Origin of the sequence: Levilactobacillus namurensis DSM 19117 (assembly GCF_001434785.1) — a bacterium.
GTDB lineage: Bacteria > Bacillota > Bacilli > Lactobacillales > Lactobacillaceae > Levilactobacillus > Levilactobacillus namurensis.
In genome coordinates this window covers 115,641-131,079 of the sequence record NZ_AZDT01000010.1, presented here as the reverse complement: position 1 = coordinate 131,079, position 15,439 = coordinate 115,641, and the positions used below count along the sequence as shown (strand labels likewise).

Sequence of the window (15,439 nt, the reverse complement as noted above, 5' to 3'; positions counted from 1 at the left end):
CCGAATAAAAGGCGCTCACCAAGTTGAATTGGTGAGCGCCTTTTAGATGGTTTTAGCAATTACCGCCGGTGCTGTTGTTTACCAGCATTCCGGTTGCGGTTGTGATGATGAATCTGTTTTTGTTGCGCTTTGACCTGTTTAGGTGCAACGGGTTTGACGGGTGCAACCGGCGCAGGTTTAGGCATTTTTTCCATTTCTTCTTTGATCTGCCGCCGAATTCGAGGCCGATAGAAGTTGATGATCAACGTTTGCAAGCAGGCGAACAACCCACCCACGAAGAAGTACAGGCCAAGTCCGGCAGGTGAACTCATCGTGAAGAAGAGAATCATAACGGGGCTCATCAGCATGGTGTAGCGCATCTGCTTCTTCTGATCTTCCGGCATCCCCAGCATGGATAAGTACCCTTGAAGCAAGTAGGACAAGAAGGAGAGCAGGGCTAACAGCCAACTAGCTTTCCCTAAGGGGATGTTCATGAAGACGGCTTTGGAAAGCTCAGGTGAGTACCGGATAGCGGCGTATAACGCGGCAAAAATCGGCATTTGAATCAATAATGGCAAACAGCCGATTCCCCCGGTCATACTGATGCCGTTGTTCCGGTAGAGGGCCATCATTTCTTGACTGATAGCGGCTTGCTCTTCCTTAGTCTTCGCAGCCTTCTGCCGTTTTTGAATCTCCTGCATCTGAGGCCGAACCATGGACATCTTTTCTTGTTGGACCGTGGCGCCCCGCATCTGCTTGACCATGACGGGAAGCAGGACCATCCGGACGATCACCGTTAAGATGATGATGGCCCAGCCGTAGCTGTTCCCGAAGATGTTGGCTAACCAATCCATGACGTGTTGTCCGGGAACGGCGAGGTAATCATAGACGAAGCCATACGGTTTCCCGTTCTTGGTCTGCACACACCCGCTCAGCAGTAAGGCTAAGCTCGCGAGGGCGGCAGTGGCCGAAAATCTCTTGGAAAATTTCATTGATTTCAGAAACCCCTTTATAAATTTAACAATAGAAACGTTGCCGTTCCCATGCGGCGAAATCGCCGTGAACATTCAATATCTTACTTGATTTAGGTGGCTTTTTCAAATGATTATTTGAAAGTCGGCAAAGTGTTGGGCCGGAAGTTCCGTCTGAACCAAGTCCGTGACCCGAGCCCAAGCATTGACGTGGTAGAGTCGGTGAGCGAACAAGTCCAGGACCTCGGCTGAACCGCTGGCTACGATTGCGACTTGGCCGGTCTCCAGGTTCTGAACGGTTCCCGTCACGTGTAGATCACGGGCTAACTGGACGGTGGCCCAGCGAAAGCCGACGCCCTGAACGCGACCACTCACCAGAAAGCGACGAGTTAACAAGGTGATTTCCCTCCTTTTAAGATATCCCTTTATGACATGATACCGCATCAATTCCCGGCGGACACGAATATATGGTAAAATTAAGAATAAAACCAGTGAATGGGAGCGTTACTCTTGCAAGAAAAAATCACATCGAGTCAAAATAAACGGGTCAAGCAGTGGCGGGCACTGACCACCAAAAAAGGACGTCAAGCAACGCAAACCTACCTATTGGAAGGGTGGCATCTGGTCCACGAGGCCATCTTGGCGCACCAGTCGTTACGGGCCATCATGGGAACGGCGGAACAGTTAACGGCCCATGCGGCTGAGTTGCCGGCCAACGTTGATCGCTTTGAACTGACCGAGAGTATCGCTAAGACGATTGGGGATGCCAATACGCCACAGGGAATCTTTGCGACGGTCCCGCTACCGGCTAAGGATGTTTTAGACCCCCAGACGGTTGAAGGAGGCTGGCTGTTCTTAGATCAGGTGCAAGATCCTGGGAACATTGGAACCATGGTTCGGACGGCCGACGCTGCTGGCTTACGGGGCGTGGTCTTGGGACTAGGGAGTGCGAGCCTGTACCTGCCGAAGGTCCTGCGGGCGATGCAGGGGAGTCAATTTCACGTTGAAGTGGTGGAAGCAGATCTGCACCAGTGGATTCAGGCCTTCACGGCGCGGCATTTACCGGTCTACGGGACCAACCTAGACCCGCAGGCGCAAGATTACCGGAACGTTGACCCAGTCACGACGGGGGCGATTGTCATGGGGAATGAAGGGAACGGCATGGCTCCCGACCTGCAGCAACTCACAACGCGTAACCTGTACATTCCCATTAAGGGCCGGGCGGAATCGCTAAACGTGGCGGTAGCGGCGGGAATTGTAATGTTTCGGTTGTTTGGCTGAGGCCATCGATTGAGAGCCAGGTTGCAAGACTAGGCGACTTAAAATGGTGACCGTTTAGCAGTTTTCGTTAAAAAAGTGCTAATTTACGGCTAAATCGGCCATAATGATTGCATTTTGAGGAAAAGTAAGTAAAATACAGGGTAACTATTGGTAGTATCACAGCATAATTCTAATTGAAAAGGAAGCATTCTATGACCAAATTATCTTGGCGTGATGATCCCGAATACCTTGCGATCGTTTCTGATTTGTTGGCGCAGGAGCCGGTGCAACGTCTGGCGAATTATACCCAGCATCATCACTCTAATCGACTGGACCATTCCATCTCGGTTTCGTATAACAGTTACTTGATTGCAAAGAAGTTGCATTTAAATGCACGGGCCACCGCGCGGGGTGGGTTGCTTCATGATTTGTTTTATTATGACTGGCGGACGACCAAGTTCGATTTAGGGTCGCACGCGTTTATCCATCCGCGGGTCGCTTTACGGAACGCCGAAAAGTTGACGGATTTGACGCCGATGGAAAAGGATATTATTTTGAAGCATATGTGGGGGGCCACGTTGGCCATGCCGCGGTATCGCGAAAGTATGATCGTTTCGTTAGTTGATGACTACGAAGCCGTCCACGAGTTCACGGGCCCGGCCCGTAAGCATATGCAACTGCTACTTGATAAGTTAACGCCTAACGCTTAGAGTGGGCTAGGAATGTATGAAGGGAGGTAAACGATATGCAAATGATGCCTACAAAAGAGGAAACATCGAAATCAGAAGAAGTTGATTTTACGCTCTGTCCTCGTTTGGAACAGACGTTTACCTTTTTAGGTAAGAAGTGGAACGGCTTGATTATTGATGTTTTGCTAGAAGATGGCCCGCAACGGTTCCGGGACTTGGCGCACAAGGTCTCCCGGTGCAGTGATCGGGTGCTGGTGGAACGCTTGAAGGAGCTGGAACAAAACGGTGTGATCGTACGCCGGACGTATCCTGACAAGTCGTTGATCGAGTATGACCTGACCACTAAAGGTCGGGAATTCCGCGATGTGATGACCGCGATTCATGCGTGGTCTGACAAGTGGTCTTGTCCGGTCGAAGCTGCTGAGAAGTAGTTGACAGCTACCGGAAAGTTCGGTAGGCTGATAAGAGTGATTTAGTTAAAGACGATGATAGAAATTAGTAGCCGGAAGGATTTGGCAGGAAGAGCGGGGCATGACTGAAACCCTGCTTCAAATCCATTCGGGTGAATTCACTTCTTGAGTTGACACCGGGATTCGGAAACGATGAAAGGTGCTCCGGTGAGTGACCGTTATCACGACTGAGTGTGGGGCATTAGGAGAACTAGTGCCCTGAATCAGGGTGGTACCGCGAAGCTTCGTCCCTCTTTTTAAGAGGAACGGAGCTTTTTTTGTGGGCATCACTAGGTGGTTGAGTAGAAATGGAGGAAAACACGGATGTCGTTAAAAGAGCGATTAACGGAACTACAACAAAAAGGGTTAGCCGAAATCCAAAAGTCCCAAGACTTGAAGGATGTCAACCAGATTCGGGTCAACCTGTTGGGCAAGAAGGGTCCCATTACCGAAGTTTTACGGGGGATGCGGGATCTAGAAGCCGAAGAACGGCCTAAGGTCGGTGCGTTTGCGAACGAAGTACGGGATAACCTGACCGCTGCATTGGCTAAGCGTCGCGAAGACCTGGAAGCAGCTGTTTTAAACGCGCGGTTGGCTAAGGAAACCATCGATGTGACCTTACCAGGAACGCCGGTCGCTAAGGGTGAGCCTCATGTGATCCAACAAATTATTGACCAGATTGAAGACCTCTTCTTAGGGATGGGGTACCAAGTCTTGAGTGGGCCAGAAGTCGAAGAAGATAAGTACAACTTCGAAATGATGAACTTGCCTAAGAACCACCCCGCTCGGGACATGCAAGATACGTTCTACATCACGAAGGAAATCTTGATGCGGACGCAGACGTCACCGATGCAAGCCCGGACGCTGGAAAAGCACGACTTTAGTCAGGGCCCATTGAAGATGATCTCTCCCGGTGTGGTTTATCGGCGCGACACCGACGACCCCACACACTCCCACCAGTTCCACCAAGTGGAAGGCCTAGTGATCGACAAGCACGTGACCATGGCGGACCTCAAGGGAACGTTACAGGTCTTAGCGCATGAGTTGTTCGGAGATAAGTTCGATGTTCGGCTGCGGCCAAGTTACTTCCCGTTCACGGAACCATCAGTTGAAGCGGATATTACTTGTTTCAACTGTGGTGGTAAGGGCTGCAAGGTCTGCAAGAACACGGGCTGGATCGAAGTGTTAGGTGCCGGAATGGTCCACCCGAACGTCTTGAAGATGGCGGGCGTGGATCCGGACGTTTACGGCGGATTCGCGTTTGGGGTCGGTCCCGACCGGTTTGCCATGTTGAAGTATGGCGTCGACGATATTCGGAACTTCTACTTGAACGATGTTCGTTTCCTGACGCAATTTACCAAGAAAGGATAGCCGCCAACGATGAATATTTCTTACAATTGGATTAAAGAATACTTGGATTTAGATGTTTCCGCAACGGATTTGGCGGAAAAGATCGAACGGACGTCGGTTGAAGTGGACAGTGTGGTACGGCCCGCCGACGGGTTAAAGAAGATCGTGGTGGGGCACGTGAACTCATTGGTTGCTCACCCCGATTCTGACCACCTCCACATCTGTGAAGTCGATGTAGGGGATGACCAACCTTCACAAATCGTGTGTGGGGCACCCAACGTCGCAGCGGGTCAGAACGTGATCGTTGCGTTACCGGGGTCACGGATTGCCAACAACGTGAAGATCAAGCGTTCCAAGATGCGGGGCGTAGAATCCGATGGCATGATCTGCTCCTTACAAGAAATTGGATTCAGTGAGGATGTTGTGCCTAAGGAATACGCTGATGGCATTTACGTATTGCCAGCCGATGCACAACCGGGTGAACCCGTTTTCGGACTCTTAGGAATGGACGACAGCCTGATTGATTTGGATGTCACGCCTAACCGAGGCGACATGCTGAGCTTGAACGGGACGTTGCGCGACTTAGCCGCAATCTATGATCAACCCGTTAAGCTGGACCAACCAGCCGTTAAGGAGACTGGGGAGGCCATTGCTGACCAACTGACCCTGCACGTGGATGCGGCGTTAGCGCCTCAGTACCGGATGCGGTTAGTCCGCGACCTGAAGATTGCCCCTAGTCCAATGTGGTTACAGATTCGGTTATGGAACGCGGGGATTCGGCCAATCAACAACGTGGTCGATGTGACGAACTACATCATGTTGAAGTATGGCCAACCCCTACACGCCTTTGACTACGATAAGTTTACGGGACAGGACGTCTATGTTCGGACAGCAAATGCTGGGGAACAGTTGACGACTTTAGACGAAAATGACCACGATTTGGATCCTAAGGATATCGTGATTGCTGATGGTCAAGCGCCCATTGCGTTGGCTGGGGTGATGGGTGGTTTATCGACCGCCATTACTGGTCAGACACACACGGTGGCCATTGAAGCAGCGGTCTTCGAACACGATCACATCCGTAAGGCAGCACAACGGCACCACTTACACACGGACGCGTCACAGCGGTTCGAACGGGGCGTCAACCAAGCGGGTGTGCAGGATGCCTTAGATGCTGCTGCTCAGCTGATGGATGAATTAGCTAGTGGCGCGGTTCAGACGGGGACGGCCGTGGGCAGTAACCAACAACCCGATCCAGCGGTGATTCCGTTGACGCTGACGCACGTGAATGCCGTCTTGGGGATGGACCTCAAGCAGGCACAGGTCACGCATATTCTGGAATCATTAGGCTTTACGGTGGCTGTTGACGGGGACCAAATGACCGTCACGGTGCCAATTCGGCGCAACGATATTCATATTCCGGCCGATCTGCTGGAAGAAATTGCGCGAATCTACGGTTACGACAACATTCCAGTGACCTTGCCGACGGGACGGATGACGCAGGGACGCTTGACGCCAGCTCAACGGCTGATGCGGGCGACCCGGCACTCCTTAGAGGCCTTGGGCTTGAACCAAGCCATCTCGTACGCATTGACTACGGAAGACAAAGCTAAAATGTTCATGATGCGCGAGAGTGTTCCGACCAAGTTGGCTTGGCCAATGAGCGTGGATCACGCGGTCTTGCGAATGAACCTGATTACGGGCTTGTTGGACGATCTGGCCTACAATGCCGCCCGGAAAGTCAAAGATGTTGCGTTATATGAACAAGGACGGGTCTTCTACCGTGAGGACGGAACTGACCGGCCAAGCGAAGAAGAACACATTGCCGGTGCCATTACGGGAACGTTGATGCCCCAGGCTTGGAACCAACCTGCTCAAGCAGTTGATTTCTACCAAGTCAAGGGAATCGTTGCAGCTTACCTGCAAGACATGGCGGTCAATGGTGAGGTCACGTATGTTCCGAACCAGGAGATGCCGGAGATGCACCCTGGACGGACCGCGGATATCTTGGTTCACGGACACCGCATCGGGTACCTTGGTGAGATTCACCCCACGATTGCTAAGCAGTTCAAGATCGGGACGACCTACGTCTTTGAATTGAACCTGCAGGCGATTATTGAGATGCCTAAGCAGGAGAACCAATACGACGTGATCTCGCGGTATCCTGCAATTACGCGTGATATTGCGATGTTGGTAGACGATGAGGTGACCAACGAACAGGTCGTCAACTTGATTGAGAAGCGGGGCGGCGCTTACTTGCAGTCCGTCAAGCTATTCGACGTTTATGCTGGGGTTAAGGTGCCTAAGGGCAAGAAGTCCTTGGCCTACACGCTGACCTATCAAGACAAGCACGCCACCTTAGTGGATGATGCCGTTAACCAGGCCTTTGCGAAGGTTACGAAGCGTTTGGAAGATGAACTGGGCGCGGAGATTCGTTAAACAAGTACGGAGCGTGGACGACCAAGTCGTTCGCGCTTTTTGTTGAAGGTAAACATTACATTTTTATCAAAGTGGTACTTGCTGGTTTTCGTAGCCCCTGAAGTTCTGTATAATATAGGGGACTATGGCATAGAACGGAGGAAACAAGTTGGATAATGGCACAGATCCCACGCCGTCACGACAGGTTCGAGGGCCCAAGCGAACCTCTTTCGGACGGCGAATCATGATTGGGGTGGCCAGCTTATTGGTCATCCTGGCGGTAGCAATCGGCATTATTGGGTATCATTACTTTCAGTCGGCGCTGAAGCCGCTGGATGCCAGTAACGATAATGTGGTTCAGGTGAACGTGCCGATGGGCGCGACGTCAAACAAAATTGGGCAGATTCTGCAGGATAAAAAAGTGGTCAAGAGTGGGATGGTCTTCAACTACTATGTGAAGTCCCATAAGTTCACGAACTTTCGGGCGGGCTACTACCAGTTGAAACCGTCGATGACTCTGAACACGATCGCCAAACGTCTGCAAATGGGTGGTTCGGCGGAACCTATCCAGAGTACGGCCGGTAAGGTGCTGGTTCGAGAAGGCGAAACGGTCGATCAATTAGCCGCGGAGATTCCGATCCAAACGGACTTCACCAAAAAAGAATTTCTGAGCTTGATGAAGAGTCCGAGCTTCTTCAACCAATTAGCGGCGAAATATCCCCGCTTGTTAAGTTCAGCGAAGCAGGCCAAGAACGTCCGGTACCGCTTAGAAGGTTACTTAGCTCCGGCCACGTATCAAGCAGGGAAAAAGATGACCTTGAAGCAGTTGATCACTGAGATGGTGGCCAAGATGGACCAGAACCTACAAAGTCATTACCAGACCATCAAGAAGCAGAAGTTAACGGTTCAAGAGACGTTGACGTTAGCTTCCCTGGTTGAACGCGAAGGGGTTACACAGAAGGACCGGGACAAGATTGCCGGCGTCTTCTTGAACCGAATCGATGCGAATATGGCCTTACAATCGGATATTGCGGTTCAGTATGCGTTGAAGACCACCAAAAAGTCATTGACTTATAAGGACCTCAAGGTAAAATCACCGTATAACCTTTACGTTCATACCGGGTTCGGCCCTGGGCCGTTCGATAGTCCGAGTGTCTCATCGATCAAGGCGGTGCTGCACCCGAGTGCGCGGAATAAGGATTACTATTACTTTATTGCGAACACCAAGACCGGTAAAGTTTACTTTTCAAAGACCTATGATCAGCACCAAGCGTTGACCAGTTCACTGGCTAGCGACAATAAATAAAGGATGGCGACAAAAGTTGGCAGATAAGAAGCGACCAATCATCATTGGAGTTACCGGGGGTTCCGGAAGTGGGAAGACGACCGTTAGTCGGGCGATTTTTAATCAATTAGTGGGTCATTCCATTATGATCTTGCAACAGGATTCCTACTACAAGGACCAAGCAGAAATGACCATGGAACAACGGAAAGCGGTCAACTACGACCATCCTTTGACGTTTGACACGGACCTGCTGGTTGACCAGCTAAAGCAACTCTTACGGTATGAGCCCATTGAAAAGCCGGTCTATGACTACAACTTGTTTACGCGGAGTGATGAAACGATCCACCAAGAACCACGTGACGTGATCATTTTGGAAGGAATTTTGATTCTAGATGATGAACGGTTACGGGACTTAATGGATATTAAGGTCTTCGTTGATACGGATGATGATATTCGGATTATCCGTCGGATTCAACGGGATATGAACGAACGGGACCGTTCGCTGGAATCCGTTATCAGCCAGTACCTGAAGACGGTGAAGCCGATGTACCATCAATTTGTGGAACCCACGAAGCGTTATGCTGACATTATCGTGCCAGAAGGCGGTGAGAACCAAGTGGCCATTGACTTATTGGTCACGAAGATTCGGGCCATCTTAGAGGCGCACGGGAATAAAGAAGTTTTTGACAATCCTGACACGACCATTTAAGATGATGGGGTTAGCTGTATCGGCCTAGTCCGTCTCACGGGCGGGTCGTGAGAATATCGACTCAGTAAAAATAATAGAGAAAAAGGGGTGGCCATTGTGGCAGAAGATAAAATGTATCCAATGACTGAAGAAGGTAAGGAAAAGCTTCAGGCTGAATTGGAAGACTTGAAGACGGTTCAACGGCCTAAGGTGATTGAACGCATCAAGATTGCACGGTCTTACGGTGACCTTTCAGAAAATTCTGAATACGAATCAGCTAAGGATGAACAAAGTATGTTGGAAACTCGGATCAGCACGGTTGAACGGATGATTCAATACGCGCAAATTATTGATAACGAGGGAACCGATAAGGACGAAATCAGTGTCGGGAAGAAGGTCACTTTCCAAGAAGGTGACGATGATCCCGAAGAATACACCATCGTCGGTGCGGCTGAAGCGGATCCGATGGCGGGAAAAATCTCTAACGATTCCCCGATTGCTAAGGGGCTGTTAGGACACCGGGTCGGTGAGAACGTGACGTTCCCCACGCCAGGTGGCGATATGACGGTCAAGGTTTTGGCGGTCGACTAAAGTTAACAGAATACTATTTAACCGGACGCCTGAATGGTGGTCCGGTTTTTTAGTAGCGCGGGTCCCCAATCTAATTGTGAACAATATAATTAGGGATTCTACTTGCCATTAACGGGGCGTTCATGTTATAAAGGTAGTTGAAAACGGATTCATAGTCTGGTTAAGAGGAGTTCTGGTAAAATGAAAATTACGGTAACGGATAGAGCAAGTCAGTGGTTCCGCGAGGATATGGGCATGACGGGTCGTGGGATCCGCTTCTTCGGTAAAGTTTACGGGAAGACGCCAGTTCACCAAGGTTTTTCGTTGGGGATGACGCCAGACGACCATCCGCGCGATCCGGTTGTGACCATGACCAAGGATGACGTCACCTACTACATCACGGAAGGGGACGAATGGTTCTTTGTCGGGTACGATTTGACCATTGAGTATGACCCTAAGACCGATGGCCCAACCTATATTTATACCGAGAATGGCGAATTATAGACCAGCATTAGAGTACTTGTGAGACCCGTTTTCACAGCAACGTATGACATCACAGTTAAAAATACCAAGCTTAGAGGCATAGCTGTTCCCGCTGGGGAGCTCCTATGCCCCAAACTTTTCCCTAGAAAACGTTGAGTATTGCTGAGACGTTGAAAAGAGACCCTCCGGCGTTGGCTGGAGAGTCTCTTTTTAAATAACTGGTAGATTAGTGGCGACGGTGATGGTCGTTAGCGGGACGTGGCCGGTGACGACGATGTTGTCCCCACCAAATCAGACTGACCACTAACAAGGTCAGCGTACTGATCAAGAGCCCCAGGTTCAACATTGGGGGCCAGTAACTGAGCTTGACGTGGTTGGTTCCTTTGCGTAACTTGACGGCGTTGAACATCCCCAAGGTCTTGTAAACCTTAGCGGAGTGGCCATTAACCGTGGCATGCCACCCGGCAGCGTAGGGAATCGACGTGTTGAGCACTTGGTGAGCCGTGGTGGCGGTCACGGTACCGTCAAAGGACCGCTGACTATGTTGAGTTAGCTGCCAAGGGTGCTGTTGCAGCTGTGTGGTCGCTTGTTTGAATTGCGCCGTCTGTAGCCGGTAAAGCGTGAAGTTTTCGAGCCACAGCGAGCTCTTCTTGAGCTGAATGGTCAACTTGAGGGTCTTGCCCTTCGCGTGGTCGGCGACACTTACCAGAATGGTATTGCGGTAAGTCTTGTATTGATTCAGTGGCTGACCATTTAGAATGAAGGTGGCGTTGTCGGGATTGACCGTTGAACCAAAGGTCAGGTAGTAAGCATCGTTAGTGTCGGGCTTGATGGTCAACGTGATACTGGCCGGCTTCACCAGGTTCTTCTTTTGCAGAATGGCGCCGGTGATTTTAGTCTGCTGATTGATGTTTTGGAACGTGACCTGGTTGAAGTTTTCTACTTGATACAGGTGTTTATCCTGAGCATTACCGGTCAGGGCCGCGACCCAATTAGCTTGGTATTGTGCTGGGTCGGCGGTCCCATTCTTTAACGTTAGGATCTGATCACTGGCTGCGTAGCCAATCGGTAGCGCGTAAGGATTCTGATAGGTCGTTGCCCAGTGGTCCTGACGAATTGGTCGGTAGGCCGCTAAGTCGGCCTTGTTGGTGCTGGCGGGAAGCATGTTGGACCCAGCCAACGCCCCCGATAATTGCTTTTGCTGGAAGTAGTACTTCATATTCAGCAGGGAGTCGGTGACTAAGGTCCCGTTACTGTATTCCACGAACCCGTCACCATCAGGACTCCCAATGTGTCCCATGAACGTCGGCGTGGCTTTAGGCAGTGCCGAGGAGAAGACGGAGCCACCGTTAAAGCCGGTTTGGAAAGCGTCCCCCTTAGTTCGCAGGAAGGTCTTTCCAATCCGATAAAAGCTTTGATCGTGGGCCTGGGTCTTATCTACTAAGCGTTGCAATTCGTTGGTGTAGTTGGCGTACTCCGATTGGGAGACGTAGCTGATATTATTCAGAGACAAGAAAGCATTAGCGGTGACTTCAGTGACTCCGACCACGAATAACATCAGGGGATAGAGCCAGTGCTTACGAATCGGCAATGCGTAGATCAGCAAGGCTAAGACCACAAAGAGTGCGCCTAACCAGAAGGCGTTACTGTGGAGGAAGGAAAACTTCTTGAGGTTTTCCCCCACGTAGAAGCAACCGCCGGCAACGACTACCGTGACTAGGGCGATTGCAAGCGGACCGGGTTGAAAATCAGCCGTCAAGGTCTGGGCGGCTAACCAGATCAGCCAGAACCCGACAATGAAGGAGAACCGGTAAGGGTACCAGACGGGAAATTGGCCCGCGTGCCAGAGCAGATCTAAAGGCTGCACACATAATGACGCTGCCAAAAAGAGCGTGATGATTCCGGCGGTGAGGCGACTGCGTAAGGTCTGTCGGCGATCGACCAGGAAGAAGAGTGCCCCTAAAACGGCGATTGCCCCAACAAAGAGGTTGGCCGTTCCACTCGGCATCTGGTCGAAGTTAAACGTGCCCATGAAGAATTTAGCCAGCATTTTGGGTGGGAAAAACTCAAACTTCCACTTGAACGACGTCACCGTGTACTGAGCCTTACTCTGGGTCAAGGACCACCAAGTTGGCAGTAAGACTACTGCGGCCAGGAGCCCGCTAGTCAACGAGCCCAGCGCGAAACGGCCAGCTTGTAAGGCCAACTTTCGCCAGGAGGTAAAGTGCGTTACGGCAATCCAAATGAACGCTAAAATCATGAATAGGCAAATCATGTAAGCCATGTAGTAATTGACGATTAGCATCAGCGTCAGCCAGATTAAATAGGCGCGCCAGTGATTGGTCACGACTAGGCGGTAGAGGCCGTAGAAAATCAGGGGTAGGAAGAACAGGGCATCTAACCACATGATGTTCAGTTGATTGGCGATGGTCCATCCCATCATGGCATAGGCCGTTGATAAGGTGATGGCCACGAAACCGCGTTGCGGCGTGAGCTTCAGGAGAAGCCAGGCGAAGCTTAGTCCCGCAAGGCCGTATTTTAGAACGGTTAGCAGAAAAATACCGCTAGAAAGTGACGTTCCGGGAAAGAAGAAGAGCAACCAATTCAGCGGACTTAGGAGGTAGTAAGCCCAGTTACCGACCATTTCGCCCCCTAGGCCGTTACTGAAGGAGTAAAAAATGGCACTGGGATCGTGCAGAATCGTGCGCCGTAAGTAGGCGAAAAAGTCGATATACTGCTGACCTAAGTCGACGGTCAGTAAACTACTGGTACCGAAGGGAGCCATGTGACGGTAGGCAAAATACGCCGTCATGATTATTAAAGGCGTCAGGAATGCCCCGAGAAGCGTCCATTGACGTTGCGTCAGCGTTTTACGCCGTTGCTTTGCTTGCAAAAGAAAGCCACCTCAATCTTTAGAAATTATAAAAGGTTCTTGGGGAACCTGTACTTTTTGCTTTCAACTACCTAGAATAGCATAGAATCATTAAATTTCGATAGCGGGATAGTGGAGTGAGGCGAAGTTTGGTAAAATAGTAGCAGTACAGTAAGGAGCAGAGCTGTTGTGAAGAATTTCTATAATCGTATGAGTAACCGAAACTCGCGGTCGAGCGGTCCTCAAAAATCGTCGATCCCGTTTCGGTTAAACTTTCTTTTCATTATTGTTGCCCTGTTATTTGCAGCGCTGATTGGACAATTGGCTTACTTGCAAGTAATGTACGGTGCGCAATTCAAGGCCCAGGTGAACCAGACCGATACCACCATTGAAACGACCAATGTTCAGCGGGGGATGATCTATGATTCCAACGGGAAGGTTCTGGTGGGGAACCGAGCGCACCAAGCGATTGCCTATACTAAGGGCGTGAACGTTCTGTCGACGGACATGTACAGTATCGCCAATAAGTTAGGCAAGTATTTGACGGTTCCAACGGATACGTTGACTCCACGTCAATCGATCGACTACTACTTGGCCGATACTAAGCGGTTGGCAGCGGTGGAAAAGCGGATTCCGAAAATCAGTCAGTATTCGGAAACGGAACGCTATAACAAAGCCATGACGTACTTGGAAAATGACGATGGCTTTAAGCTGACCGCGACGCAGAAGAACGCAGCTGAAATTTTCGCTAAGATGAGCGGGGCATACGCCTTGTCGACCACGTACATCAAGGATTCGGACGTGTCGAGTACGGAAATTGCCGAGATTGGTGAACACCTTTCCGAAATGCCGGGGATCAAGGTCAGCACCAGTTGGTCCCGGAGCTACCCGAACGGTGAATCAATCAAGTCAATCATTGGGACGGTTTCGTCGGAAAAGACCGGGTTGCCTAGTGACCAGATCAACGAATTGCTGGCTCAAGGTTACTCCCGAAACGATAGTGTGGGTCAATCCTACTTGGAACAAGAGTACGAGTCCGTCTTGCGTGGGACCAAAGCACAGAAGCAAGTGGAAGTCGCTGGGAATAACAAGATTACCAAGGAAGTCGAGAAGTATGGCGGTCAAAAGGGAGACAACCTTCAGTTGACCATCAATTCGACTTTCCAGACTAAGCTACAAAAACTAGTTCGTTCAGCTGAATCCGGAGCCGGTGGTTATTCAACGGGAACCTACGCTGTCGTGATGAATCCCAACACTGGGGGAATCATTGGGATCGCCGGGGTTGACCGTAATCCTTCGACGGGTAAGATGACCGACAACGCTCTAGGGACCATCAATAGTGACATCGTCATGGGGTCCGTTGTGAAGGGCGCCATGGTCTCAGGGGCGTTGATGGACAAAGTCATAACGCCGGAGAACAATACCTTGACGGATAAGGTGATCAACACTGGTGGGGTCAAGAAGTCGTCTTGGTTCAACCACAGTGGGAATGCGAACATTGCCGTCAACGCGGCAACTGCGCTGGAAGTTTCCTCTAACTCCTATATGATGCAATTGGCCATGAAGGAAGCTAAGTTCAACTATGTACCAGGGGGCGCGCTGAACATGAGTACTGACGCTTTCAGTATTGAACGGGGTTACTTTAACCAATTCGGGTTAGGCGTTAAGACGGGAATCGATCTGCCTGGTGAAAGCAGTGGGTTACAAGGTGGTAGTACCAAAGCCGATATTGGGAGTGCTTTGGACTTGGCCTTCGGGAACTACGACGCTTACACCACCATGCAGGTGGCCCAGTACATGTCAACCGTGGCTAACGGAGGCACGCGGATCGCGCCACACGTGGTTCAAGCGATTCGTGGGACCACGTCTAGCGGGAAGTTGGGAACGGTCAAGTCGACCGTAACGCCGAAGATCCTGAACACCATTGACATGACGGAAGCCGAGAAGAAACTGGTCAAGGAAGGCCTCTATGACGTGGTTCATGGGACCAACACTTACAAGACGGGGGCGGAATTGGCCTCAATCTCACCAGGAATCTCGGCGAAGACGGGGACGGCCGAAACCTTCTACAAGGGTCATTCAACGGTTACGCTGAGCTTGGCGTCTTACGCGCCATCCAATGATCCACAAGTCGTTGTCGCCTTGGCTATGCCAAACTTGAGTACCAGTGATGAAGACAATAACATGAAGTTAGCTAAGCAGATCTATGCCGCTTACTGGAAGACGGTTCAGTCGACCTCTACGTTGGATAATCCGACCAAAGCGACTAAGTCTGGTGCCGCACAAAATACGGCGGGGTAAAAGACCTGTAAAGTATTTTTCCTTAACATATTTGGAATAAGACTGGTAAATGTCGCCGATTAATGGTAATATATTACGAGTTAAGGCTCTAGCCTGTAATTCTGAACAAGTTGGGAGGTTACCC

General features: G+C 50.6%; 13 protein-coding genes and 1 other annotated feature. Of the genes, 10 read left to right on the top strand and 3 right to left on the bottom strand.

All coding sequences use genetic code 11. The features are described from left to right. Positions 1-59 precede the first annotated feature (59 nt). Entirely contained in the window at positions 60-971 is a 912-nt protein-coding gene (gene yidC, locus FD30_RS02375) for a membrane protein insertase YidC (RefSeq protein ID WP_056943745.1), read from the bottom strand. Positions 972-1,076: 105 nt separating this feature from the next. Then, on the bottom strand, positions 1,077-1,346 hold the full coding sequence (locus FD30_RS02370) for an acylphosphatase (protein ID WP_056943744.1): 270 nt from the start codon (positions 1,344-1,346) through the stop codon (positions 1,077-1,079). 114 nt (positions 1,347-1,460) lie between these two features. Here FD30_RS02370 and FD30_RS02365 point away from each other — a divergent pair, with 114 nt between their 5' ends. The 9 genes from FD30_RS02365 (at position 1,461) to FD30_RS02325 (ending at position 10,163) form a co-directional block, all read left to right on the top strand. Then, a complete protein-coding gene (locus tag FD30_RS02365; RefSeq protein WP_371862340.1) occupies positions 1,461-2,231 on the top strand; it encodes a TrmH family RNA methyltransferase in 771 nt (256 codons plus the stop codon). Positions 2,232-2,422: 191 nt separating this feature from the next. Further along, the gene (locus tag FD30_RS02360) at positions 2,423-2,920 is read left to right on the top strand and encodes an HD domain-containing protein (RefSeq protein ID WP_024746508.1); all 498 of its coding nucleotides are present in this window, start codon (positions 2,423-2,425) and stop codon (positions 2,918-2,920) included. A 35-nt stretch (positions 2,921-2,955) separates the two neighbouring features. Then, on the top strand, positions 2,956-3,330 hold the full coding sequence (locus FD30_RS02355; protein WP_082604776.1) for a winged helix-turn-helix transcriptional regulator: 375 nt from the start codon (positions 2,956-2,958) through the stop codon (positions 3,328-3,330). 45 nt (positions 3,331-3,375) lie between these two features. Continuing rightward, positions 3,376-3,604: a binding site (T-box leader), on the top strand. A gap of 68 nt (positions 3,605-3,672) precedes the next feature. Beyond that, positions 3,673-4,719: a phenylalanine--tRNA ligase subunit alpha gene (gene pheS, locus FD30_RS02350; protein ID WP_056943742.1), complete on the top strand. Its 1,047-nt coding sequence runs from the start codon at positions 3,673-3,675 to the stop codon at positions 4,717-4,719. 9 nt (positions 4,720-4,728) lie between these two features. Beyond that, positions 4,729-7,137 carry a phenylalanine--tRNA ligase subunit beta gene (gene pheT / locus FD30_RS02345; RefSeq protein ID WP_056943741.1) on the top strand — a complete coding sequence of 803 codons (2,409 nt, stop codon included), beginning with the start codon at positions 4,729-4,731 and terminating at the stop codon, positions 7,135-7,137. A 148-nt stretch (positions 7,138-7,285) separates the two neighbouring features. Then, a complete protein-coding gene (gene mltG / locus FD30_RS02340; protein WP_024746504.1) occupies positions 7,286-8,422 on the top strand; it encodes an endolytic transglycosylase MltG in 1,137 nt (378 codons plus the stop codon). A 16-nt stretch (positions 8,423-8,438) separates the two neighbouring features. Further along, on the top strand, positions 8,439-9,110 hold the full coding sequence (gene udk / locus FD30_RS02335; RefSeq protein WP_024746503.1) for a uridine kinase: 672 nt from the start codon (positions 8,439-8,441) through the stop codon (positions 9,108-9,110). A 96-nt stretch (positions 9,111-9,206) separates the two neighbouring features. Next, the gene (greA, locus tag FD30_RS02330; RefSeq protein WP_024746502.1) at positions 9,207-9,680 is read left to right on the top strand and encodes a transcription elongation factor GreA; all 474 of its coding nucleotides are present in this window, start codon (positions 9,207-9,209) and stop codon (positions 9,678-9,680) included. Positions 9,681-9,860: 180 nt separating this feature from the next. Continuing rightward, positions 9,861-10,163, top strand: a complete 303-nt coding sequence (locus tag FD30_RS02325; protein WP_056943740.1) for a HesB/YadR/YfhF family protein — start codon at positions 9,861-9,863, stop codon at positions 10,161-10,163. Positions 10,164-10,368: 205 nt separating this feature from the next. On the opposite strand, the gene FD30_RS02320 is transcribed toward FD30_RS02325, so the two are convergent. Beyond that, positions 10,369-13,035 (bottom strand): YfhO family protein, encoded by a 2,667-nt coding sequence (locus FD30_RS02320; protein ID WP_056943739.1) that lies wholly within the window; start codon positions 13,033-13,035, stop codon positions 10,369-10,371. A 189-nt stretch (positions 13,036-13,224) separates the two neighbouring features. Here FD30_RS02320 and FD30_RS02315 point away from each other — a divergent pair, with 189 nt between their 5' ends. Further along, positions 13,225-15,315 (top strand): peptidoglycan D,D-transpeptidase FtsI family protein, encoded by a 2,091-nt coding sequence (locus FD30_RS02315; RefSeq protein WP_056943772.1) that lies wholly within the window; start codon positions 13,225-13,227, stop codon positions 15,313-15,315. The last annotated feature ends 124 nt before the right edge of the window (positions 15,316-15,439 follow it).

Coding starts and splice junctions, on each gene's coding strand:
- yidC (WP_056943745.1), bottom strand. CDS start 971: ATGAAATTTTCCAAGAGATTTTCGGCCACTGCCGCCCTCGCGAGCTTA.
- FD30_RS02360 (WP_024746508.1), top strand. CDS start 2,423: ATGACCAAATTATCTTGGCGTGATGATCCCGAATACCTTGCGATCGTT.
- FD30_RS02355 (WP_082604776.1), top strand. CDS start 2,956: ATGCAAATGATGCCTACAAAAGAGGAAACATCGAAATCAGAAGAAGTT.
- pheS (WP_056943742.1), top strand. CDS start 3,673: ATGTCGTTAAAAGAGCGATTAACGGAACTACAACAAAAAGGGTTAGCC.
- pheT (WP_056943741.1), top strand. CDS start 4,729: ATGAATATTTCTTACAATTGGATTAAAGAATACTTGGATTTAGATGTT.
- FD30_RS02325 (WP_056943740.1), top strand. CDS start 9,861: ATGAAAATTACGGTAACGGATAGAGCAAGTCAGTGGTTCCGCGAGGAT.
- FD30_RS02315 (WP_056943772.1), top strand. CDS start 13,225: ATGAGTAACCGAAACTCGCGGTCGAGCGGTCCTCAAAAATCGTCGATC.